Raw genomic sequence first — 23,607 nt, forward strand, 5'->3', positions numbered from 1 at the left:
AGATCCAAACATGGGAGTGCAAGAACATATTCGTCCGGGTTTCATGCGGAAACGATGCGCGGACTTTCGCCGACTGCGATGGCCGGGTGGAGTTGGGGGCGAAGAGACCCGCATGCGGGCCGGCGCTACCTTCTTTCCATTTTTCGAAGCCGAATGGCCCCGGGAGTCACCTCGACCAGTTCGTCGTCGCTGATGTATTCCATCGCCTGCTCGAGGGTAAACCGGCGTGGTGGAATGAGATGCAGGGCCTCATCGGAACCTGCCGCGCGGATATTGGTGAGCTTCTTTTCCTTGGTGATGTTGACCCGTATGTCTTCGGAACGGGAATTCTCGCCGACGATCATCCCGGCGTAGACCGGCTCTCCGGGATTGACGAAAATGGTGCCGCGCGGCTGCAGATGGTGAATGGCGTATGTCACCGCCCTGCCGTCGCGGTCGGAGACCAGGACGCCGTTCGGGCGGCCGGCGATTTCCCCGGCATGGGGCATATACCCGACGAGCAGCGCGTTCAGGATGCCCGTGCCGCGGGTTTCGGTGAGGAAGCGGCTGCGGAAGCCGATCAGCCCTCGTGATGCGATTTCGAATTCGAGACGCACGCGGCCGAAACCGTTGTTGATCATCCGGGTCATCTTCCCGCGTCTCGAGCTGAGCATCTCCGTGACGATCCCGACGAATTTCTCCGGGACGTCCACCACGGCCAGTTCCATGGGTTCGGAGAGCCGTCCTTTCACGTCCCGGGTGATGACCTTCGGTTTGGAGAGCGACAGCTCGAAGCCTTCCCGGCGCATGGTTTCCACCAGGACGGCCAGCTGCAGCTCTCCGCGGGCGTTCACCCGGTAGGAATCCCGGTTTTCCGCCTGCTCCACCCGGATGCTGACGTTGTAGAGCAGCTCCTTGTCCAGGCGTTCCTTGATGTGCCGCGAGGTCAGGAATTTGCCGTCCCTGCCCGCAAGCGGAGACGTGTTGACGGAAAACACCATGGAGATGGTCGGCTCCTCTACGGTGATCACCGGAAGGGGACGCGGCTCGGCGAGATCGCCCAGGGTGTCTCCGATGAAAATGTCGTCCACCCCGGCCACCGCTGCGATGTCTCCCGCGGGGACCTCTTCCCGTTCCACCCGGTTGAGCCCCTCATAGGTGTAGACCTGGCTGAGCGAAGCCCCGAGCGGGGGGGAGTCCGGCTTAAGGAGCGCCACTTCCCGATTGCGGCGCAAAACGCCGTTCACCACCTTGCCGACGCCGATCCGTCCCACGTAGTCGCTATGTTGCAGAGTCGTGACGAGGAACTGCAGGGGGGCTTCGGGATCGCAGGTCGGTGCGGGAATGTGCTCCAGGATGGCTTCGAACAGGGGCACGAGGTCCCGACCCCGGCCGTCCGGACCCGTGAGCGCGACACCGGCCCTGGCATTGGTATAGAGCACGGGAAAATCCAGTTGCTCCTCCGTGGCGTCCAGGTCGATGAAGAGGTCGTAGATTTCGTCGAGCACCTCGTTGATGCGGCGATCCGGCCGGTCGATCTTGTTGATCACCACGATGGGCGGCAATCCCCGGGCAAGCGCCTTGCCGAGCACGAAACGCGTCTGCGGGAGCGGGCCTTCCGTGGCATCGACCAGGAGCATGACGCCGTCCACCATGTTGAGCGTGCGTTCCACCTCTCCCCCGAAGTCGGCATGACCGGGAGTATCCACGATGTTGATTTTCGTGCCGCGGTAGGTGATCGCCGTGTTCTTGGCCATTATGGTGATGCCCTTCTCCCGTTCGAGATCCAGGCTGTCCATGACGCGTTCGGCCACCTGTTCGTTTTCCCGGAACACGCCGCTCTGCCACAGCATGGCATCCACGAGCGTGGTCTTGCCGTGATCGACGTGGGCGATAATGGCCAGGTTTCTCAAATCTTTGCGAGTCTGCATATCCATCCTTCTCGAGAGAGGGTGCCGGTCGGGCCGTTCCGTTTCGCGACGAAAAAGCTCGGCCGCCGCAACAAGAGGCTCGACAAAAGCGCGTGATACTCGCCCATTCAGGGAGTGAAAGTCAAGGTGGGAGTGCAAAAAGACCGGGGTAAGGCCGGTTTCAGGGCATCCGTCCGAGAATCTCGATCTCGTTCGACAGCGTCTCGTCGGGCATCTGCTCGAACGGCTTTTCGCAAAAGCCGATCCTGATCCTGTATCTGCCCGGACGCAGTTCGGGCGGCAGGGAAAGAGTGATGAACCGCGATGCCTTGCGGTTGCCGATGCGCAAACAGTCGCCGCTTCCGGACAGGCCGATCGGGGCCGTCGCGACGGTGCGGTGCTCCGGCGAATTGTCCACGATGACCGCCTGGCGCTTCACCCCGAACCCGAAATCGCTCACCGCGGCCAGGAAAAGCCGGACCTTCTCCCCGCTCCCGTAGCGGTCATAATCCGTCGAAAGATACATGCGCCGGTTATAATCGCTTTCCCCCGTCCGAACCTTCGACGTCGCCGCTTCCCAGAACCTCGGCCGCGCCGAATCGAGGTGAATGTTCGCACCTCCGTAATGCCCGACCCCGCAACAGTTCTTCTCCTTGATGATTTGCCACAGCGCTTTGCCGTCGACCCCGGGGATATTGAAATCGAGCGCCATGCCGTCGATGTGCAGGCTGGTGCGCGCGACGTTTCCACCCGCGTTCCGTAGAGATGAATTGTAATCGGGGCTGCGATAGGCCGACACCATTCGGATCGTCTTGCCCGGAGCCGCCAGGTCGGAGAAGTAGTCGAGCATGAAGATCAGCCGCGGCGAGATGTGCTCACCCTTTTCCGCGGTTGGAAATCCAAAGACTTCGTCAACCCTGTCGAACCCTTTCTCATCCAGGGAACCGTCGGGCATGAGAAGCGAGACCGAAGCTTCCCTCCCCGTATGCATGTTCTTTATGTGCAGCTTGCCGTCGCCCATGAGAAAAAACCGGCCGGCCTCCCTGTCGGCGGCGCGCACCGGAAATGCCGCGAGCACCAGGAAGAACAGAATGGCCGGCAGAACGAATGGGCTTCCCTTACTCATCATCATGGCGAACACGAATTTCCTTCCACAATCGGTTTCTTTCAAGGATTTCCAGATAGCACACCTGCGGAAAGCCGTCAACGACGGCTGAGCGAAACGAATGAAAAGCCCTCCGATACTCCGCCGGGATCCTTCGACATTCCGCTTGCCATACGACGGGTCTTCATCCACAATGGATGGCATCTGGAGCAATGAAGTCCATGCAGCTCGCATTGATTGGCGTTTGAACGGGAAGCCCGTCGGTGTGCTCGCGAAATGTCCCGTGGCTCCGCCCTTGAGGGGAAAATTGACATGCGCCAGCCTTCTCCGGGGACTGCCCCGCGCGCTCTTCCCGCGGGACGAGGGGAACGGCGCGCCCCCCTTTTTCCGGCAGGGGGCAGATTCTCCGGTTTCTCCCGGAACGGCGATTGAGACGTTTTCCGGAAGCAGGGAGTATTCGTATGAGCGTATTGCGCGGTATTCATCAGAGGCTTGGCAGCGGCAGGGCGGCGGGCCTGCTGGTTCTCCCGATCGTCTTCGGTCTGGCGATGCTTTTCGGCTGTGTCCCATATTCCGATCATCCGCTCTCGGCCCCCGGGCAGGAGAGCCTCGACAATCGGCTTTTTGGCACCTGGTATTCGAAGGATGAAAAGGAATCGGTGTTCATTCATTTCGGGTTCAACGCCAAGTCCGGTTTGCTGAACGTCGTGATGGTGGATATGAGAAGCGATGGCGAATTGGAATATTCCGAACTGAACGGCCACAACACCGGCATCGACGGAGCCTCCTACCTGAGTCTCAAGTGGGCGAAACCCGAGGAGGAGGATGCCGACGGGTACCTGTTCGTCAAGTACGTCGTCGATGAAAAGGGCCTCGGGATTTGCATCGTCGAATTGGACGCCGTCGAGAAAGGCATCGCGTCGGGGGAAATCAAGGGCGAGATCACCAAGCGTCGCCTGTCGTCTTCCGTAAGGATCAAAGACACCTCCGAAAACCTGAGGGCTTTCGTCAAGAAGCATGACCGGGAATTGTTTCCGGAAATGCAATACCTTTCGAAGCTGCAGGCGCAGCGCACCCGGTGAAACCGGACGCGCCGCTGACCGACCGCGCGAAACGAGAATCCGGCAAACCTCCCGCGGGAATTCCATCGTTCCCGCACCAAGAGAGGCGATCATGGAAAGAAGACTTCTGATCACAGTCGGTGACGACAAGGATTCCCTGTACGGAGTGCGTTTCGTCGGCTCCTTTTTCAAGTCGAAGGCGGACCTGAGACTGACCCTCCTGCACGTCGCTCCGCGGTTCGAATCGATGGACGCCCGGGAGAGCATGCTCCTGCACCGCATCGATGAAATGCTCTCGGAGATCTACGACAAGAAAGGCCGTGAAGCACTGGAGATGAGCCGCAGGATCCTCTTGCACGAAGGTTTCTTCGACAGCCAGATCGAGAGCCGGTTGATTCTCAAGCACTACGGAATGATCGAAGACATTCTGGGCGAAGCCAGGCGCGGGAAATGCCATGCCGTCGTTCTGGGCCGGCGCGGGCATTCGATCTTCGAGCGGGTGTTCTATCCCAGCTTTTCCCGTGAAATGATGGAGCTCGAGGTGGACATCCCGCTCTGGATCTGCAAGCGCCCCGCCAGGGAACTCGAGAATGTGCTGCTGTGCGTCGACGGGTCGGACGCCAGCCAGAGGATCGTCGATCATGTGGTCTCGATGCTGGAAAAAGAGGTGCGGCACCGGATCACGCTGCTGCACGTCGACGAGGGAACCGGTCGGAACGTGAAGGAAATCATGGAATCGTCCAGGGAGCGGCTTCGCGGGAGCGGCATCCCGGAACATCGAATCAGGAGCCTGGTGATCCGCGCCCGGGACGCGGGGAAGGCGATCTGGCGGGAAGCAGCCGCGAACGCTTACGCGGTCGTGGCCGTCGGACGGCATGGAACCGCCGATGAGAACGCGGCCGAGCGCGGGTTCATGAGCTCCAAGGGGATGGAGCTGCTCGAGATGCTGAACAAACCCGCGTTGTGGGTGAGCAGGTGATCGCCCGGGGCGACGGGCCGCGTTTCTCCCGGTTGATGCGCCGTGAGGCGCCGCTCTCCTTGTCCCGGGAGCGCAACGCGCGTTCTTTTCCCGGTTTTACTTCACGATGGGCAGGAGCCTTCTGAATCGCTCGGTATTGGCGCGCCGCGCCCACTGGAAGATGACGATTTCCGCGGTGGTGATCACCGCGCCCGCATCCCGAAGGAGCTCCACGGCCGTCTCCCAATCCTCATTGAACCTGGAAGTCACGGCGTTTCTCACCAGATGCACCTGGTAGCCGGATGCGATGAGATCCAGCGCCGTCTGAAGCACACAGACATGGGTTTCCATGCCGGCGACCACGATTTTGCGTCGCCCGAACCCGCGAACGGTCTCGAGGAAACCGTCCTCGAGACAGGCGCTGAAATGCTCCTTGTGGAAAGCGGGATTGGCGTCCAGGTCGATTTTCACCTGCGCGACGGTGGTTCCGAGTCCCTTCCGGTATTGTTCGGTGACCACGATCGGCACGTCCAGTATTCGAGCGGACTCGATCAACTGGTTCACCCTGTCGACCGTCGGCTTCATTCGTTCCACGACCTTCACCATTGCCTCCTGAACGTCGATGATCAGGAGCAGGCTGTCTTCCGCATCGGCGATGACTTCATGACGCATGACTTCCCCCTTTGTCGTGCAGACCGTGGACTCCGCGGATACCCCGGGCCCGCGCGCTCTGCAATCGAACCTGTCTCCACTCCATTGTATAACAGATCCCCGCCTCCCATCCGCAGTCGATTGCGACCTTGCATCAAAAAACCGATGAGCGCCCGGGAAGAAGTGAAGCCCCGCGCACGGGCACAGCCGGGTCCGATTCCTTCAGGAAAGGATTGATAACGGCCGATATTCGAAATACAGTGCGGGCGGGATGGATTCCTCGATTTCACCGGGCGATCCGCCTCAATACAGGTCGGGATCTTCCCGGACCGGGAAATCGGGATGTCCTTCGCATTGGACAGAGGATGGGAATACACCGAAGATTTGAAGGCGAAACCTTGGAGTGAATCGATGTCGAGAACCGTTGATTGGAGCGGTCCGAGACCGAAGGGGTTCGGGTCGCGTTTCGTACCGACCCACGATCCGGACCTGGTGGAAACCCGCAGCGGCGGGGGATGCCTCTCCATTTTCGGCCTGCCGTTTCTGCTGGCGGGTCTTTTCGTCCTGCAGACTCCGTTGCGCATCATCCCGGTGGAGAATTTCGAAGCCATCCCGTGGTTTGTTTACATCGTCTTCGGAGGAACGTTTACCGCGGTGGGGGCCGTGCTCGTCTTCGGCAGGACGGGCATGATCCTGGACCGGCGCAACGGGCTCATCATCCGCTGGCATGGACTTCTGGTCCCCATGAAGCGCACGGAGCATTCCCTGGGCGACGTCCGCCGGGTCACTCTCACCAAGGATTCCGGTGACAGCGACTCTCCGGATACCTACCCCGTCCGGTTGGAAGGGGACCTCGTCAAACCGGTGGCTGTCTGCTCCCCCACCGATTACCACGAGGCGCGCCGCGCCGCCAAGGAAATAGCCGCATTCCTGTCCCTGCCCCTGGAGGATTCATCGAGTGGCGTCAAAGTCCTCCGGGATCCGGACAAGCTGTACGAATCCCTTCGCGATCGGGCCCGGCGGCTGAAGGAGGACACTTCGCGCCTGCCCGATCCTCCGTTCCAGATGAAAACGATCATCAGGGAAACCGGCGACGGACTGATCCTGGAGATCCCCGTGCAGACCTCCGGGCTCTCCAGGCTGCTGCACCTGGTTGGGGCGGCGCTCTTCGTCGGATTCGGGCTGTATTTCTTTCTGCCGTTCACAAGGCTCCCCGCACCCCCCGCGATTCGCTACGCGCTCATGGGCGTATTCCTCGTGGTGTTCATCCTGGGGCCGTTGTGGTCCGTGGTCGGCAAAGTGTTCCCGGCTTCGAGGAACCGAACCGTCGTCACCGTGACGCCCGCTTTTCTGCGCGTGCGGGAGCGGATCGGACGCAAGGTCAAGCTCACGGAAATCCCTTCGGACGAGCTGCAGGAACTGGAGATGCCAACCATGAAGAACATGCTGGACACCATCAAGCTGCCGGGCGGGGTTCCGAGGCAGGAATTGCCGGACACCGGCGTGCCCAGACTGTCCGACGGCCGCCCGGTGCCCGACAGTGTCCTGTGGTTGATGAAACGCGCCGGTTCCCGGGGAATCACGGCTTGCGGGGACAATGCCTCGGTCCGGTTCGGCGAAGGACTGCCTGAAGAAGAAATGACCTATCTTTACGCCCTGATCAGGAAAACCCTCATCGGCGGCCAATGGTGAACGCCCTGCGCGCCGGCGGCGTAGACCCCGGAACGGGGCTCCGCGCAAGACATCCTATCCGGCGCCTCCTCCCGCCCGGCAGAAATTCCGTCGCCGTCCGCGCACCTGCTTGACAGGTTCTCATCTCGTATTTTATGCTTCGACCATGTGACAGGTTTGCAGAAAGCTCCCTTTTCCCTTTTTCGATGCGGTTTCTTTGTTCTCCCCCGCAGGAGAATGCCATGAAACACGTGATCATCGGCAACGGCATTGCAGGAATCAGCGCCGCCGAAACGATCCGGAGCATGACCCCCGATGCGGACATCGTCATGATCGGCGACGAGACCGCTCCGCCCTACTGCCGCCCCATGATCAGCATGGTCCTGGAGGGTTCCATCACCGGTGAACGGTTGCCCATCCGTGACGCCGACTTTTACGAGCGGGCCGGAATCAGTCCCGTTCTGAGTCATCGAGTGAGCGCCATCGACGTGGAGGGGAAGTCCGTGCGTATCGGGGGTGAACGGCCGATTCCCTTCGATCGTCTGCTGCTTGCCACAGGCGCGGACCCGAGGCCGATCAGGGCCGAGAACCGGCACCTCGGGAACATCTTCTTCATGCGCACTCAAGAGCACGTTCGCGGCATGCTCCAGGCGCTGCCCCAAGTCCGCAGGGCGCTCATCCTGGGAGGCGGCCTGGTCGGTTTCAAGGCGGCCTACGGTCTGCTGCGCCGCGGCGTCGAGGTGACCATGCTGATCCGCTCCGGATACCCGCTCTCCCAGCAGGTGGATTCCCATGCCGGACGAATGATCCTGAAAGAGCTGGTGTCGCGCGGGCTGGAAGTGCGGGTGGAAACCGACGTCGCCGCATTCGACGGAAACGGGGCGGTGCGGCGGGCTCACCTGTCGGACGGGACGGAAATCCCGTGCGATATGGTGGTCGTCGGCAAGGGGGTTCTTCCCGCCCTGAGCTTCGTCCCGCGCGACAAGATCGCCGTGGACCTGGGCATCCTGGTCGATGAGCAGCTCCGGACGACGGCCCCGGATATCTATGCCGCCGGCGACGTGGCGGAATCCATGGATATTGCCCGAAACAGCCGCTGGGTCAACGCCATCTGGCCCGAAGCCGTCGCCCAGGGCCGCATCGCCGGGATGAACATGGCGGGGCGCACGGTGGCCTACAAGGGTAGCCTGAGCCGCAACGTCATCCGGATTTTCGGTCTGGACGTCATGACGGCGGGGATCGTCAATCCCCCCGAAGACGACCGTTATAAGATCGTCAGTGCCATCGACCGCCGCCGCAGGTCCTACCGCAAGCTGGTTTTTCACGAGGACCGGCTGGTCGGCATGACCCTGGTCAACGACATCGAGCAGGGAGGCGTCCTGGTCGCCCTGATACAGGGTTGCATCGCGGTGCGAATCCCCGGAGAAAAGATGCTGGCGCCCGGATTCAACTGCCGCCGGCTGTTCATTTGACGACCGTGATCGAAACCGTTCTCCACGGGGAACCATCGCGTGTTGGTATCCGAAGAATCGAGGATGCATCATGAAAAAAGTCATCGTACACCCGGAACGATGCGTGGGGTGCATGCAATGCATGCCCGCGTGCGCGACCGCACATTCCAGGAGCCGGAACCTCTTCGCCGCGATCCTGGAATCGCCTGTGCCGAAACCCCGGATTCACGTCGGCGCGGGGCTGTACCAAGAGGGGTTTCCGAACCGCTGCCGCCACTGCGACCCGGCTCCATGTCTTCTGGCCTGCCTTCCGGGGGCCATCTTTAGGGATGAGGAACTGGATACGGTCCTCATCGACCCGGACAAGTGCATCAACTGCGCATCCTGCGCGATGGCCTGTCCGTTCGGGGTGATCCGTTACCACGAAGACTGCCATGCCCCTCCCGGCAAAGTGGTGGCCGTCAAGTGCGACAACTGTTTCGAACGGCAGGAGCAAGGCCTGATCCCGGCCTGCGTCGAGGTGTGCAAGGTGAACGCGCTGACCTTCGAGGAACCGGGGGAGGCGTTGAAGCGCAAGACGGACGAGGTGGCTCGAAGCGTCTCCCTCGGAGTGTCCCAGGCCGAGTTGCCGGCCGGTTTCGCCCGCTTTGCGCTGCTCATCGGCCACAAGAGGAAAGAACTCCACGTCGGCCGACCGTGAGACCGACCCGCAAACCCAGCTTGCCCAACGCGGTCCGGCCAGACACCGTTACGGACCGGCGGCGCAAGCCGTAAACGCCTGTGAAGGGGGTACCCATGAACGATACATATGCCGGGCGGACCATCACTCGAGATGGACAGCTGCTCTTGGAGAAGGCTGAAAAAGACCGGGTTGAAACCGTCTGGGACCGTTTCGAAAACCAGCTTCCCCAGTGCGGTTACTGCGAAATGGGGTTGAGCTGTCGGATCTGCGTCATGGGGCCCTGCCGCATCGATCCCTTCGGCGAGGGACCGCAAAAGGGGGTGTGCGGGGCGGATGCCGACATCATCGTCGCCCGCAACCTGTGCCGCATGATTGCGGCGGGGGCCGCATCGCATTCCGATCACGGACGGGACCTCATCGAAGTGCTCGATGAAGTTGCGAAGGGCAAGGCGGCCGGCTACCGGATCCGGGATGCGGAGAAATTGAAGCGGGTTGCCTCCGAATACGGAATCTCTTCGGACGGAAAGGACGATCTCAAGATCGCCGAGCAGCTTGCCTACGCCATGCAGGAAGATTTCGGAACGCGAAAGAAGGCGCTGACGCTTCTGCGCAGAGCGCCGGCCAAGCGTCGCCAGGTCTGGGACAAGCTCGGCATCGCCCCCAGGGGGATCGACCGGGAAACGGCGGAAATGATGCACCGGACTCACATGGGAGTGGACAACAACTGGCAGAGCCTGCTGCTGCAGGCGCTGCGCAACGCTCTGTCGGACGGCTGGGGCGGATCGATGATCGCAACCGAATTGTCCGATATCCTTTTCGGCACTCCCAAACCGGCCACCACCGCGGTCAACGTCGGAGTCCTCAAGAAAGACCAGGTGAACATCATCGTGCACGGGCACAACCCGGTGGTATCGGAAATGGTCCTCCTCGCCTGCCGGTCCGAAGACCTGCTTCAACTGGCCGCCTCAAAAGGAGCCGCCGGCATCAACCTGGCCGGGGTGTGCTGTACCGGAAATGAACTGCTGATGCGCAGCGGGGTGGCGATGGCGGGAAATCACCTGACCACCGAACTGGTGCTCACCACCGGAGCGGTCGACATGATGATCGTCGACTACCAGTGCATAATGCCTTCCCTGGGAACGGTGGCCGCCTGCTACCACACGCGCATGGTGAGCACCAGCGACAAGGCCCGATTCCCGGGAATGGAACACCGCGAATTCCACCCCGACAACGCTGCCGAAGAGGCTCGGGCACTGGTGAAAGAGGCCATCGAAAACTTCACCAACCGCGGTGAGGTCTACATTCCGGTGGAACCCGTGAACGCCGTCGGGGGGTTCTCCGTGGAGACCATCCTGGGCGCACTGGGCGGGACTCCGCAGCCGCTCATCGATGCCCTCAAGTCCGGAACGATCCGCGGAGCGGTCGGCATCGTGGGGTGCAACAATCCGCGCATCCGCCAGGACTTCGGGCATGTTACCCTGGCCAAGAGACTGATCGAAAACGACATCCTGGTCGTCGATACGGGGTGTGCCGCGGTGGCCACCGCCAAGGCCGGCTTCAAAGCCTCCGACGCCGCGCAAATGGCGGGACCGGGGTTGCGGGGCATCTGCTCCGCCCTGGGAATTCCGCCCGTTCTCCACATGGGAAGCTGCGTGGACAACGTGCGCATCCTGGTGCTCGCTTCCGCCCTGGCCAACGCCCTGGGGACCGACATCAGCGATCTCCCCATCGCCGGGGCGGCACCCGAATGGTATTCGGAAAAAGCCGTGGCCATCGGCGCCTACTTCGTGGCATCCGGCGTTTACACGGTGCTGGGGCCGATGCCTCCCGTCACCGGCAGCATGAACGTCGTCAAATTGCTGACCGAAGGGCTTCAGGACGTTGTTGGAGCGACCTTCAGCGTGGAGCCCGACCCGGAAAAGGCGGCGCTTGCGATTCGGCGCCATATCGAAGAAAAGCGGCGGGGCCTCGGCCTGCCCGCGCAGAAGGTGTAAGGAGAGCCTATGGCGCCGTCGGCCGCCTATTGGACCTCGTCGGCGCCGATGTCGATGGAGTGGTTGTGAATCCGTGGTTGTCCGTCGATGTCCTTCGTCCCGGCCACGGCGAGGTTCCGGCCCGCGTCGACGGCGGGTGACGTCGCTCGAAGATGCAGGTCGGGCAGGCTTGTGCCGACCAGGCGGGGGTTTACGAAACGGGAGTGAAGATCGTTGCCGGTGGCGGTGCGGTATGCCGCGAAACCTGTATAGTCGACTTTCTTCCACTGCCACACGCTTTCCGCCGGACCGTCCGGGGCATAGAAAACATTATAATCCACTACATTGCCGCTATTGTCCGAGAACGCGTTGCTGATGAGCACGCTCTGCGCATTGGCGTGGAAAATGTTGTTCTCGATCACGTTGTTGCGGGTCTTGTACTGGAGACACAATTCGCCGTTGCCCCATTGGAGCCGGTCGTTGCGGAACAGAGTGTTGTTTACGACGGTGCAGTGCTCGGCGCTCCCGCGTCGCGTATCGTACCCGCCCATCGATATGCCGGTGATGTCGTTGAGGTAGACGAAATTGTTCCGAACCGTGACGTAGCGGGTGGCCTTTCCGAAATGCTCGCTGGCCAGCTCGATCCCGATGTTGCAGTGGTGCACGATATTGCGTTCGATAACGATGTTGCGCCCGCCGTCCACGTAAATGCCGTCGGCGCTGCGATCGTCTCCGTAGGCCGGGTTGCCGTAGGAATCGATCCGGTACACGGTGTTGTTCGCAATCACGCCGTCTCGTGCCTGGTCGGTGGCTTCAGAGGGGGAGACCCCCTCGAACCCGATGGCCACTATGCCGATGTTGTTGTTGTCATGCACGACATTGTTGGTGATCCGGAAATGTTCCACGTTGCCGTTCACGACCAGTGATTCGCTCGATCCGAGCTTGAGGGCATACAGCTCGTTTCCGTCGATGACGAGATTGTTGACGGACTGGGCCCCCCTCGTGCCGAATACGGCAATTCCAAACGCGTCCGTGCCGGTCTCCAGGGTCCCGTTGTGTTCGATGTGGTGAATCCGGTTGTTGAGAATCCTGATGTGATGAGAGGCGCCGCGAACGTGCACGCCCGCCGGCACCGCATCCTTCCTCGACGTTCGGTAGTTGCGGATCTCGAAACCTTTTACGGTGATATAATCGCGGTCATCGATAAAGAACATTCCGTTCTCTGCGAGAGGCACGACCAAGCCGGTCCCGTCGAGGACCGCGGTCTCATGAGGATAGTTCCGGAAGGTGATGCCGCCGCCGTCGGCCGTGCCGGAAACCGAAACCTCGACACGTTCGTGATACACGCCCGCGCGCACGTAGACCACGCTGCCCGGCGGAACGGTCCTGGCCGCCTTCTGTACGGTGCGCCAGGGTCGAGCACGGGTGCCCGGGTTGCCGTCGCTGCCCGTCACGGCCACGTAGTATGTTGCGGAAAAGACCGGCGCAGCGCCGATCACCGACAACAGCAGCGCGATCGCGGCCGAAAGGCACGCTGCGGTTCGCACTTTGAAAACCGTTCGCACGTGCGTTTCTCCTTTCCACATCCGGGGTCAAACCTACACTTTTCACATTTTCCATGATCCGGGGGCTCACGACGAAGCGTGAAAATGGTCCGGGCCGAGGGTATTTTCACACAAAGTATCATTCCCCGCGGGTACCCTTGATCCAGGAAATTCAGTTCCGCGGCCGCGCGACCCGAGGCCGCGCGACTTTGTTTTTTTATGATGTGCCGAAAAACGGTCAGGCGCATCCACGCCGGTCCCCCCGCCCGCGGCGCCTTGGCTCCATGGTTATCCGGAGCCCATCGCGGAATCAAGAATTATTTCATGCGAACTTTGCGAATCGGGCTGAGCATCGAAAATCTTTGACCGCCCGGTTCATTTCGTCCAAGATGCTTCCGAGCAGTCCGACGTCGTGCATTGCGAAATGTCGCCGCCCAGGTATGAAGGATTCGGAACGCAATATGCCCGGCACGACACCATTTCCCGGTGCGTGAGAGACTCGATTGCGGCCCGGTATGTGAGCGATTCCCGAAATGAGCGGACCCGGAGCCGACACTTGGCCGGCACGGTTTTTCGGTCAGGGACATTCGGCAATTGTACCCCCAAGACAGTCGCTGTTTGATTTGCGTGCACTGATGGAACGGAGGAGGCCGTGGGATTTCGAAGAGGATCGGAGGAAAGCGCGGGCAGCCGGTCTCCCGCCGGAGCGGGCGACGGCCCCGAGGGGTTGATTGGGGCTTTTGAAGGCATCGATGAAGACCAGTCCTCCGGTCTGGAGCTCCGCCAATCCGAAGACGCGCCCGCGGATTGCCGGGCGGCCGAACCGAAGACGCATTGCGGGCTTTGTGGAACGGCGGCCGAAGCTGCTCCGAACGATTTTGACTGCCCTTATTTCAAATAGAAATCTTGCGAGCCCGCCTCTCGAAATGTCGCCATCCTTGTTTGTCGGCCATTGCCTCACGGTAAGCAAGGCGCTATAAAATAATCATCAGGGTAATGAGCGGGTGTTGCGCCCGGAATGAGAAATCCCGGTGAGCGTTTTCACCCGGCTTTGTGTTCCGGAGCTGCCGTGCTCTCTACTCTCACTTCCTGCGATTCCGGATGACAAACCAGGTTCTTGGTCAACGACCCCGCGGCGGCGCGGGCCGGACATTGTCGCCGAAAAGACGACAGGTGCCGAGGTTTCCACAGGGGACGCAAAATGAGGTCTGCGGCTCTGTCAAAAACTCTTGCATGCATCGTGCTTTCCATTATGCTTTGCAGCTGCGCTCCGTGCCTGCAGAACCTCTGTGCAAAGTCCCCGGCATCCCCACCAGGCACGACCGGGTGCCCTTCGATCGTCAAAAAGAAGCCGCCGGGCGTCTCGGCCTTGATTTCGGAAGACCGGTTTGATCCTGCCGAAATTGGCCGTAAGATACTGAGTCACGAAAGTACGTTACAGTGGACCGGAGAACATAGCGACGCCACACTGACCGAATTGGCCCGGCTGTGTTTCATGCTGGGGGAGTTTGGTGAGAAGAGCGAAAGCGAGCGGTATTTTCAGAAAGGTCGTTATTACGCGGAGATTCTCTCCAGGGAACACCCGACGAAGGTGGAGGGCCATTACTGGCTGGGGATGAATCTTGCCGGACTGGCTGAAATCGGAGGAGCCGGCCGGGGGCTCCGCCTTGTGCCGGTCATCGTCGACAAGATGGAGGTCGCGCTTGACCTGGACGAGGCCTACGACCAGGGCGGACCTCACCGGGTGCTGGGACGCGTGAGGTGCCAGGCGCCGTGTTGGCCGCTTTCAGAGGGCAACATGGAGAAATCGCTCGAACACCTTCGCACCGCGGTCAGGATCGCTCCCAAGAACAGCACCAACCATCTGTTCCTGGCCGAGACACTCTATAAGCTCGGGAAAACCGAAGAGGCCCTACTGGAACTGCAACTGGTGCTTGCATCCTCCTGTCATTCCGTCTGCCCTGCCGGCCTCCGGGACGATTGCCGGGAAGCGTTGCGTTTGCTCAAGGAATACGGAGCGGAACTGAAACCGGAGTCCGGTGGTATCGGCGGTGAACACAGTGCTGCCGGGAAACCTCCGGCGGCCAGGTGATACGAATTCCGGGCGCGACAGTGCCCGCTTTTGCCACGCGACTTGTTCAGGCTCGGACTGACGGATGGCGATCGATCCCTTCGATTTCTTCATGTCCTGGACCCCCATTCTTCTCATCATGGCACTGGCCCTGGGCTTCAAACGCCAGGCACTGGAGCTGGCCGTCTGGGGGACCGCGTACACGATCGGGCTGGTGCTCGTCTGGTTCAAGACCTCGCCGGTCGTCGTCCTGCTGGCGGGACTGGACGGTCTGCTGACCAATCTGCCCCTGCTGCTGGTCATTCATTCCGGAATGCTGCTCTGCGGACTGCTTCTGGAAACCGGTTCTCTGTCCCGCGTCGTGGGGTGGTTCTCGAGCATCACGAGCAACTGGTGGCAGAATGTCCTACTGATCGCGGTGGGCGTCGGGAACCTCACGGAAGGCGCGGGGATCGTGGCGGAACCGATAGTTGCTCCGATGCTGCTCACGGCGGGCCTTCCCTCAACAGGTGCCGCGGCTCTTTCGGTTGCGGGCTACGCCGGCCTCATGATCCTCGAGCTGGGCGGGGCCATCCTCACCGTATTGCTTTTCGTGACCGGGCTGGAAATGGATCTGCTGACCCGGGATGTCGCGCTGCTTTCCGCGTTCGCGACGGCGCTCATCATTTACGCGATGCCATGGCTGCTGGGGCGGGGCAGGGAATGGGGCTCCCTTTTTCCGCTCCTCACGGTCGTGGCCTTGCTGGCGGGGGGCGGAACGGTGCTTGCCGCCCGTTATGTTGGAGGAGCGGTGGCCGGCCTGGCCGGAGGGCTTGTCGTCATTTTCGGTCTGAGCCTCCCGGGGTTGCGCCGCCGGCACCTGCCGCCGAAACTTCTCGCGGACATTGCTCCGCTGCTTTTCCTGGTGGTCTGTCTTTTCTCCGTCAACCTCATCGAACCCGTCAAGCGCGCGGCCATGGAAACCTGGCCCGGGACGGTCGCCATCGTGCCGGGCCACGACATCCATTTTCGTCCGTTGGCCTCCGCGTACACCTACATCATTCTGTCCTACCTTCTTGCGGCGTGGATCGTCCGCGACCGCTGCAGGGTCTGGAGGAACTTTGCCGACGCCAATGTACGGGCATGGCGGCCGGTCCTTGCCATGGCGCTCTTCGGCATGGCCGGCCAGATCATCTCCTTTTCGGGTTATCACCCGGGTTTTGCGGAATCGGACCCCTCGTGCAGCATCCCCCACACCCTGGCCCACGGGCTGGTCGGGATATCCGGCAGGCTCTACCCGTTGTTCGCCCCCCTGGTCGGCTGGGCGGGCACATTCCTGACCGGCTACGGAACGGCATCCATCGTGCTGTTCGGGAAGCTCCACGTCACCACCGCCCAACTCCTCCATGTGCCGCCGTCTCTTCTCGCCGCGGGCATGGCGGTGGGAAGTGCCGTCGGCTCCCTGTCTTCTCCCATGAAGGTTGCCCTGGCCGCTTCCATGTGCGGCGCCATCGGCAGGGAAGCGGAGATCCTCCGCCGGACCATTCCCCTGGGAATCCTACTGAGCCTGGCGATCGGGGCGCTGCTCATGGTCATGCTCGGCTGAGACACGCCCGCCCGCCCGATGCGCCTGTGGGCAGGACTCCATTTCCGGCAGCCCGATCGACGGCATTTCGGCAATCGGGTTACGCGCTTCGGTCGAACCCCGACGTTTCATTTGCCTGAAAACCCGCGCGGGACAGGCATTGCGGGAAAACGACACAAATGCTATGCTAAATGTGTGTCGAAAGATCCCCCCCCAACGTCACCCCGTCGAAAGTCGGGGACCAGGATGCTTTGCGAGAGCCGAATTCCCGCTTTCGCGTGAATGACGAAGAGGCGCCGGAACTCCTTAACGGAGCGTCGTGAGGGTGCCCGAAGGCATCGGGCTCGACTCTTACTGCCCTGAAGTGCGTGGATGGGCGCCATTTCGTCGTCGTCGGCAGTGGAACGCCAGGGGGGCTTCATGCACCCTGGGACGGCCGCTTCGAACGCACTACGGCTTGACACTCACGCTTTTGCCCGGGAGTAAGCGATGAAGGACATTGGATTGATTTTCATTTCGATTTTCGCGGCTGGAATCGTCTCTCTTCTTTTGGAGCTTTCGCTGTTGCGTGAGTTCATTTACATCTTCGGATCGACGGCGGTGTCTAACGCCATCATCATTTCCGTGTTCCTGGTCGGACTGGCGTTCGGCGCCTACCTCGGCACCTGGCGGAAGCTCGGCGTCAGGGATGAAAACGATGCCCGGCGCAGGTTCGCCTTCATTCAACTGCTCAGCATCCTGTTCATCATCCTGTTCTTCCTTTCGAAAAAATACTTTATCTATCATTCGCACCATCAGAATCTGGTGCGGTTTTACTTCATCGTGTCCGTTTTCGCCCCGTCGCTCCTGTCAGGACTGGCCTATGCCATCAGTGTCAAGATCATGCACTGGCGAGGCGAGAAATACATCACTTACATCTATGCTTTCAGCACCCTCGGCAGCGTCATCGGAGGACTCGCCCACGGCATCGTGCTCGTTCCCCTGTGGGGTATTCGATCGGCCTACATCTGTGCCGTGCTGTTCGCCGGCGTGGCGCTGTACACGATGTATCCGTTGATGAGCATGATGCGGAAGTTCGTCACGGCGGCTGTGGTTGTTTTGGCGGTGGCAGCGATCCACCTCGACTTTGCCGATGTGCTGTTCCCTTCCGAGAGTATCGTCTTCAGCAAGGACAGTGAATTCGGCATCGTGGAAGTCTGGAAACTCAACGAGGCTGACGCCAGGACCAAGCATCTCGTCCTCGGCGGCAGCGACGGAGACTTCCGACTCGACGAGCCGCCCATCGACCTCAAAGTCAACAACATCCACCAGAGCTACAATCTTCCCATCGACCGGCTCATCCACGAACAATGGGCGCAGACCAGCCTGGGCATCGTGAACCGCGTGTCCAACGTGCTCCTGCTGGGCTACGGCAGCGGGGTGACGGCGGCCGCCTATCTAAGGTCCCCCATGGTCGGAAAGTTGGACATCGTCGAGAACTGCATGCCCGTGATCGAGGCGGCGGAGATGTTCTTCCCCCGCGAATACGAGCTGGCCTCACAATCGAAGAAGAGCAATTTCATCGTTGATGATTTCCGCGGGTTCGTGAGGTTCACCAAAGAGCGGTATGACATCATCGCCCTGGACCATTCCATTGAAGACCCTTATGCCATCGGGTTCTTCACTCTGGAGTTCTTCGATCAGCTCAAGCGCATCACCAGGCCGGGCGGCGTGGTCCTGCTCCTGGGAAAAGGAACGTCCTGGAACACAACCCGGTTGTCGTTCAAGCACGTTTACAGGAACATCAATCCGCGCATCAACAGCTGGTTGCGGAAAGGCTGCCTGTACCTCGCCCAGGAAGAATTCCAGGGCGTGGCGGCCGGCAACTATGAGGCGGTCCGGGATGGTCTCTCGGCGGAGGAGCCGGTGTATTCGGACGAGGAGGTCCAGCAGTTGGCGGAATATCAGGAGGATCACGGAAAAGCGCTCGACTAGCGGACGGCGTGTTCCGGGTGTATTACTTTGGAAGAGACCGGAATCGAAAAGGCTCGCCGTCACCCCGTCGGAAAGCCGGCGAATGGAAGGAATGCAAATGGACGGAAAGGATGAAGAAGCCCGGCGCGATCGTGCGCTTCGAGAAAAATCCTATCGGGAACGGGCTCTGAAGATCCTCCCCTGGATTTGCGCCCGGTGCGGCCGCGAATTCTCGGGGAAAAGGCTCCGGGAGCTCACGGTCCACCACAAGGACCACAATCATCACAACAATCCTCCGGACGGCAGCAACTGGGAGCTGTTGTGCCTGTACTGCCACGACAACGAACACTCCCGCGGCCAGGACGGAGAATGGTATGACGAGCCGATCGCGGGCGAAGAACGCGAACCTGCGTCCACGTTCAAGCCGTTCGCCGGACTCGAGGCACTGCTGAAACGGAAGAAATGAAGGCGGGATTCGGCGGGCGCCCGAAGCTGCCGCCAGGCGGCCGTTCACGATTCAAGCATTATTCCGACCGAAGCCGGAGCTCGGGCGGAGGCCGGCACCATAATTCGAAGGGCTCTCCCGTTGCGGGATGAAGCAGGCGCAGGCTCTCCGCGTGAAGCAGGTATCCCGGATCTCCCGGGAGCGCACATCCCCCTTCCACGATCATTCCCCCCGGAGCATAAAGCGGGTCTCCGACCAGCGGATGTCCCGCGCACGCAAGATGAATCCGTATCTGGTGAGGTCTTCCCGTTTTGATGCGGACGCCGACCACGGAGCAGCCCGTTCGTCGCTCCAGGACCTCGACCAGGCTGAGCGCAGGTCGGCCGGAGGGGTTGGCGGCATGCACGCTTCCAAGGAGCGGATGCGGCACGGGACCGATGGGAGACCCGACCGTGAACGCATCCCGGCCAGGTACGCCGCCGGCCAGAGCGCGATAGGTTCTGGTCACTTCGTTGCGTCGCAGGGCCGCTGCGAGAACCGACCGGGCACGCGCCGTGCGCGCCAGCAGCACGATTCCCGATGTTCCACGCCCCAGGCGATGCACGGGAGTGGCTTCGGGACAGGCCCGCCTGACCAGGGCGAGGAGCGTGTTATCGAGAAAGCCGCCCGCGGGGACCGTGGGAAGACCCCGAGGCTTCGCGACCGCCAGGAGGTCCTCATCGGCGTGCAGGACGGCATATGCGAGCGGCACGTCCGGCTCTTCCCAGGGCGGACGCCGCCAGGCCAGCCACTGGCCCGGTTTCAGAACGACGCTCCCTCGTGCCCGCCGGCCATCCAGGCAGACTTCACCGTTCTCCAGCCGAGCCATCCATTCCGCCTCCGAGGAATGGCGGTATGCGGCGGCCAGGTACTCCCGGACCGTAAGACCGGCCCCTCGCGCGTCGATCCGCTCCCGGTATTCGTACCCCTGGTTCAATCCCAAGCCTTGAGCCTTCCTCCGAAATGCCGCCCGTTTGGATTTCCACGTTCACGACCGTTGGGCCGTTCCCCCTGCTGCATGCACTCCCTTCGCACCGCGCCGGCAATGTCGCTCCCGGGTGAAGAAGCAATCCCGGGACGTTCCGCGCGTCCCTTGCGCGATTCCCGAAACCGGGCCGCGTCGAACCCCGTCCTCGCCGCCTGGTGTTCAACGCATTCACGGTACATCGCCGGAGCGAAGCCTATCACCTCCTTGGGGACAAAATCCAGCCAAAAGGCGAATCGCTACCCAGCTGCCGCGCGAAACGACGTTTCAAAGCGTTTCCGGTGCAGCCCGGCACGAACGGCGCGGGATGCGGGCCTGCCGGGACCAAAAAAATGAGTTGACGGGCGCCCCTGTTATATAAATAATTGTTTATGTACTGATTCAAGCGAGGAAACGCGGGAAGGCGGGCATTTCACAGGAGTCGAAGATCGGCCGTGGAGCGGCCGGCAGGGCGCGGCCCGCCCGTGCACCGGGCAGCCATCCACTCCGGAACGAAAGGGAGAGCCGAAGCGATGTCGCAATCCGACGGTGCAAAACGTACACCCACCGATAAGGCCATGGGAATCGGCGGTCTATCTCGCGGTCGAGTCGCTCGGAAAGGACCGGCTTTGCAGCGCGAACACCTGCAGTCGGCGGCCGATCTGGCCAAGAGCCTCTCCGATGAAAACCGGCTGCGCATTCTGGATTGCATCAGCAGGGGAAAGCAATCGGTCGGCGGCATCGCCAAAGAACTGAGTTTGTCGCAGCCGCTCGTTTCCCACCATCTTCGCGAGCTGAGACGCACCCTGCTCGTCAAGATCGAGCGCAACGGAGCGTTCGTCTACTATGAGTTGAGCGATCCGAGAACCCTCGACGTCGTCAGGATGCTGGGCGCGATTGCCAAAGATTCGCTTTCGAACAGGAATACGTTCTGACCTGCGCAAGGGGTCGATCATCATGGACAGCTTCTTGAAGATGCTTGACGAAACGGTCCCGGAGGCGGCTCGACCGCCCCGGAATTTCGGTGCGTTCCCCGGGAAAGTGGAGTGTGTTTCATTTTGAAGGTGGAACGGGAGGGCAGGCTTCCACCGGAAGTCCGGCCCGCTCACGCTGATAAGGGCTCAACATGCGAAGTCGGAAGTGGCTGATCGTGACGCTGTCGGCGGCCGCCGCCGCCGCAGGCGCGCTGTGGCTCACCGGATGTGCGGTCTCCCCGGTGGACGTTCCCTCGGTGGACGCGCCGAACGGCCCCGCCACCCCACTCCAGGGCTGGACCATGATATGGACGCTTCTGGGGATCTTCGCCGGCGGCATGGCCCTCAATCTCACCCCTTGTGTTTATCCGCTGATTCCCATCACCGTCTCGTATTTCGGCGGGAGGGCGACGGGGGCCGGCACCGCCCCGGGATCGGTCGTCGCGCACGGTTTGTGCTACGTGGCCGGCCTGGCGGTCACGAATTCCCTGCTGGGTGTCGTCGCGGCCCTGACCGGCGGGCTCATGGGCGGCCTGTTGCAGAACCCCCTGGTGCTCTCGGCCGTCGCCGTCATTCTCGTCGTCTTTGCGACGAGCCTCTTCGGTTTTTGGGAGCTCCGGTTGCCGGCCGGCCTCACGCAAGCGGCGGCGAAGCCCTATCCGGGGTACTTCGGCAGCGTGTTCATGGGTTTGACCCTGGGGATCGTCACCGCTCCGTGTATCGGCCCGTTCGTGTTGGGTCTCATCACCTGGGTGGCCGGTATCGGAAGCCCCTTGTTCGGTTTTCTCGTTTTCTTCACGTTGAGCCTCGGCCTGGGGTGCCCTCTGTTCGTCCTGGCCGTGTTTTCGGGGTATCTCGACCGGCTGCCCCGCTCGGGCGGATGGATGGTCTGGGTGAGAAAGCTCATGGGCTGGGTGCTGATCGGCATGGCCGCTCACCTTGTGAGCCCTGTTCTTCCGGTTTTCGCTGAAACCTGGCTGCTCGCGGCAGTGGCCGTGGCCGCCGGGGTGCACCTGGGATGGGTCGACCGAACCATGGACGACTCGCAGGCCTTCCTCCGGACGAAAGCCGCCACGGGCCTGATATGTTTTGCGCTGGCCGCGTTCCTGGCGGCTTCGGGGACGATGCGCGGCGCGGGCGTGGAATGGAAACCCTATTCCGAGGAGAATCTACAGGAGGCACAGAGGCTGAAAAGGCCTGTCGTCATCGACTTCTACGCCGCCTGGTGCATGCCGTGCAGGGAACTCGAGCGATTCACCTTCAGCGATTCTTCCGTGGTGGAACGCGCCCGGAACGGCTTCGCCATGCTCAAGGTGGATCTCACCGCCGGAGGGGATCCTCTGCATCGGCGGCTTATGCAGCAGTACGGAATCCGGGGCGTCCCGACCGTCGTCTTCCTGGACGCGGCAGGGCGCGAGCGCAAGGATTTGCGCGTGGTCGGCTACATCCCTCCCGAACGTTTTCTCGGCCTCATGGACGCGCTCGCAAAGGCGGGGAGCTGAGAAAGGAACGGAACCCCGTGTGGAAGGTCCCGCACCTTTTTTGTCGCCGGCCTTCCACATTCCCCGCCGGACGGGCACCCCTTTGCGCCGGTATACCCTATCCCCGGCCTGCCGATCGGACCGCGAACGACCGCTTTCACCCAATCTCTACAGACCTGTAACATCCCCGTAACATTCCCTGCCTATGATCAGAGCCGGAACACGCGTCGGACCGGTTCCGGCGAAAGTGTGCGGTTTGTTTGAACGGACAACGGAAATCTCAATTCAGATGGAGGACTATCGTTATGAAATCGAAATGGCTGATTCCGGCTGTGCTGCTCCTTGTCTGCCTGATCGCAACCGGAGCCCGCGCGGGTTCGCTCAAGGTGGACGGCTCGACCACGGTGCTGCCCATCGCTCAGAAGGTTGCGGAAGCTTTTATGAAGGAGTTTCCCGACGTCGCCATTTCCGTTTCCGGGGGCGGCTCCGGGAATGGGATCAAGGCACTCATCGACGGCCTCGCCGACATCGCCGACAGCTCCCGCTTCATCAAGGATGAAGAGGTCAAGCTCGCCGTCCAGAAAGGCGCCTATCCGGTCCCTTTTGCCGTCGCCCACGATTGCATCGTCCCGGTGGTGAACCCGGCCAATAGCCTGACGGACATCAAGATGGATCAGCTCAAGGACATTTACATGGGCAAGATCAGGAACTGGAAGGAGTTGGGCGGAGCGGCCGGCGAAATCGTGGTCATCTCCCGCGACACATCGTCCGGCACCTATGAAGTATGGGAAGAGAAGGTCATGAAAAAGGAGCGTGTTTTCCCCGGCGCTCTCCTTCAGGCTTCCAACGGCGCCATCGTTCAGGCCGTATCGAAGAACAAGAACGCCATCGGCTATGTGGGGATCGGGTACCTGGACAAGAGCGTCAAGGGACTCACGGTGAACGGCGTTCCGGGCAACGAGGAGACCACGCTGAACGGCAGGTTCCCCATTTCGCGCGCGCTGTACATGTTCACCCGCGGCTGGCCGACCGGCGACGCCCTCAAGCTGATCAACTACGTGCTGCACCCGCTCAAGGGGCAGAAAATCGTGAAAGAAGCCGGTTTCGTCCCCCTGTATTAGCCGAGGGCAT

At 61.4% G+C, this 23,607-nt stretch carries 19 protein-coding genes; 14 read left to right on the forward strand and 5 right to left on the reverse strand.

Annotated features, from left to right (window positions below):
• Window positions 1-125 precede the first annotated feature (125 nt).
• Entirely contained in the window at window positions 126-1,910 is a 1,785-nt protein-coding gene (gene typA, locus SFUM_RS14880; RefSeq protein WP_011699710.1) for a translational GTPase TypA, read from the reverse strand.
• A gap of 160 nt (window positions 1,911-2,070) precedes the next feature.
• Window positions 2,071-3,021: a YcbK family protein gene (locus tag SFUM_RS23380; RefSeq protein ID WP_167321356.1), complete on the reverse strand. Its 951-nt coding sequence runs from the start codon at window positions 3,019-3,021 to the stop codon at window positions 2,071-2,073.
• A gap of 434 nt (window positions 3,022-3,455) precedes the next feature.
• Between SFUM_RS23380 and SFUM_RS14890 the strand changes: the two genes are divergently transcribed.
• Together SFUM_RS14890 and SFUM_RS14895 are read left to right on the forward strand one after the other, a co-directional pair.
• Window positions 3,456-4,076, forward strand: a complete 621-nt coding sequence (locus SFUM_RS14890) for a hypothetical protein (RefSeq protein ID WP_041440669.1) — start codon at window positions 3,456-3,458, stop codon at window positions 4,074-4,076.
• A 91-nt stretch (window positions 4,077-4,167) separates the two neighbouring features.
• A complete protein-coding gene (locus SFUM_RS14895) occupies window positions 4,168-5,034 on the forward strand; it encodes a universal stress protein (protein ID WP_011699712.1) in 867 nt (288 codons plus the stop codon).
• Window positions 5,035-5,130: 96 nt separating this feature from the next.
• Here SFUM_RS14895 and SFUM_RS14900 read toward each other — a convergent pair whose 3' ends face one another.
• Window positions 5,131-5,685 carry an isochorismatase family protein gene (locus tag SFUM_RS14900; RefSeq protein WP_011699713.1) on the reverse strand — a complete coding sequence of 185 codons (555 nt, stop codon included), beginning with the start codon at window positions 5,683-5,685 and terminating at the stop codon, window positions 5,131-5,133.
• Window positions 5,686-6,075: 390 nt separating this feature from the next.
• Between SFUM_RS14900 and SFUM_RS21930 the strand changes: the two genes are divergently transcribed.
• The 4 genes from SFUM_RS21930 (at window position 6,076) to cooS (ending at window position 11,462) form a co-directional block, all read left to right on the forward strand.
• Window positions 6,076-7,356 carry a hypothetical protein gene (locus tag SFUM_RS21930; RefSeq protein WP_150109528.1) on the forward strand — a complete coding sequence of 427 codons (1,281 nt, stop codon included), beginning with the start codon at window positions 6,076-6,078 and terminating at the stop codon, window positions 7,354-7,356.
• Between the two features lie 221 nt (window positions 7,357-7,577).
• A complete protein-coding gene (locus SFUM_RS14920) occupies window positions 7,578-8,807 on the forward strand; it encodes an NAD(P)/FAD-dependent oxidoreductase (protein ID WP_041440676.1) in 1,230 nt (409 codons plus the stop codon).
• Window positions 8,808-8,877: 70 nt separating this feature from the next.
• The gene (locus SFUM_RS14925; RefSeq protein ID WP_041440678.1) at window positions 8,878-9,486 is read left to right on the forward strand and encodes a 4Fe-4S dicluster domain-containing protein; all 609 of its coding nucleotides are present in this window, start codon (window positions 8,878-8,880) and stop codon (window positions 9,484-9,486) included.
• A gap of 95 nt (window positions 9,487-9,581) precedes the next feature.
• Window positions 9,582-11,462 (forward strand): anaerobic carbon-monoxide dehydrogenase catalytic subunit, encoded by a 1,881-nt coding sequence (gene cooS / locus SFUM_RS14930; RefSeq protein WP_011699717.1) that lies wholly within the window; start codon window positions 9,582-9,584, stop codon window positions 11,460-11,462.
• Window positions 11,463-11,488: 26 nt separating this feature from the next.
• Here cooS and SFUM_RS14935 read toward each other — a convergent pair whose 3' ends face one another.
• Window positions 11,489-13,006, reverse strand: a complete 1,518-nt coding sequence (locus tag SFUM_RS14935; RefSeq protein ID WP_167321357.1) for a right-handed parallel beta-helix repeat-containing protein — start codon at window positions 13,004-13,006, stop codon at window positions 11,489-11,491.
• 631 nt (window positions 13,007-13,637) lie between these two features.
• Between SFUM_RS14935 and SFUM_RS14940 the strand changes: the two genes are divergently transcribed.
• From SFUM_RS14940 to SFUM_RS14960, 5 genes are all read left to right on the forward strand, one after another.
• Window positions 13,638-13,886, forward strand: coding sequence for a hypothetical protein (locus SFUM_RS14940; RefSeq protein ID WP_011699719.1), 249 nt, complete (start codon window positions 13,638-13,640; stop codon window positions 13,884-13,886).
• Window positions 13,887-14,480: 594 nt separating this feature from the next.
• Window positions 14,481-15,077 carry a tetratricopeptide repeat protein gene (locus SFUM_RS14945; protein ID WP_244148066.1) on the forward strand — a complete coding sequence of 199 codons (597 nt, stop codon included), beginning with the start codon at window positions 14,481-14,483 and terminating at the stop codon, window positions 15,075-15,077.
• Window positions 15,078-15,141: 64 nt separating this feature from the next.
• Window positions 15,142-16,641: an L-lactate permease gene (locus SFUM_RS14950; protein WP_011699721.1), complete on the forward strand. Its 1,500-nt coding sequence runs from the start codon at window positions 15,142-15,144 to the stop codon at window positions 16,639-16,641.
• A gap of 468 nt (window positions 16,642-17,109) precedes the next feature.
• Window positions 17,110-18,594 carry a spermine/spermidine synthase domain-containing protein gene (locus SFUM_RS14955; protein ID WP_011699722.1) on the forward strand — a complete coding sequence of 495 codons (1,485 nt, stop codon included), beginning with the start codon at window positions 17,110-17,112 and terminating at the stop codon, window positions 18,592-18,594.
• Window positions 18,595-18,691: 97 nt separating this feature from the next.
• Window positions 18,692-19,039, forward strand: coding sequence for a YajD family HNH nuclease (locus SFUM_RS14960; protein WP_011699723.1), 348 nt, complete (start codon window positions 18,692-18,694; stop codon window positions 19,037-19,039).
• 58 nt (window positions 19,040-19,097) lie between these two features.
• On the opposite strand, the gene SFUM_RS14965 is transcribed toward SFUM_RS14960, so the two are convergent.
• On the reverse strand, window positions 19,098-20,000 hold the full coding sequence (locus SFUM_RS14965) for a pseudouridine synthase (protein ID WP_011699724.1): 903 nt from the start codon (window positions 19,998-20,000) through the stop codon (window positions 19,098-19,100).
• Between the two features lie 650 nt (window positions 20,001-20,650).
• On the opposite strand from SFUM_RS14965, the gene tsoR reads away from it, so the two are divergent.
• The 3 genes from tsoR (at window position 20,651) to SFUM_RS14985 (ending at window position 23,597) form a co-directional block, all read left to right on the forward strand.
• Window positions 20,651-20,956 (forward strand): ArsR/SmtB-type metalloregulator TsoR, encoded by a 306-nt coding sequence (gene tsoR, locus SFUM_RS14975; protein ID WP_041440685.1) that lies wholly within the window; start codon window positions 20,651-20,653, stop codon window positions 20,954-20,956.
• A gap of 191 nt (window positions 20,957-21,147) precedes the next feature.
• Entirely contained in the window at window positions 21,148-22,497 is a 1,350-nt protein-coding gene (locus tag SFUM_RS14980; protein WP_011699727.1) for a protein-disulfide reductase DsbD family protein, read from the forward strand.
• A gap of 284 nt (window positions 22,498-22,781) precedes the next feature.
• On the forward strand, window positions 22,782-23,597 hold the full coding sequence (locus SFUM_RS14985) for a phosphate ABC transporter substrate-binding protein (RefSeq protein WP_011699728.1): 816 nt from the start codon (window positions 22,782-22,784) through the stop codon (window positions 23,595-23,597).
• Window positions 23,598-23,607 lie beyond the last annotated feature (10 nt).

The sequence above is a fragment of the Syntrophobacter fumaroxidans MPOB genome, assembly GCF_000014965.1.
GTDB lineage: Bacteria > Desulfobacterota > Syntrophobacteria > Syntrophobacterales > Syntrophobacteraceae > Syntrophobacter > Syntrophobacter fumaroxidans.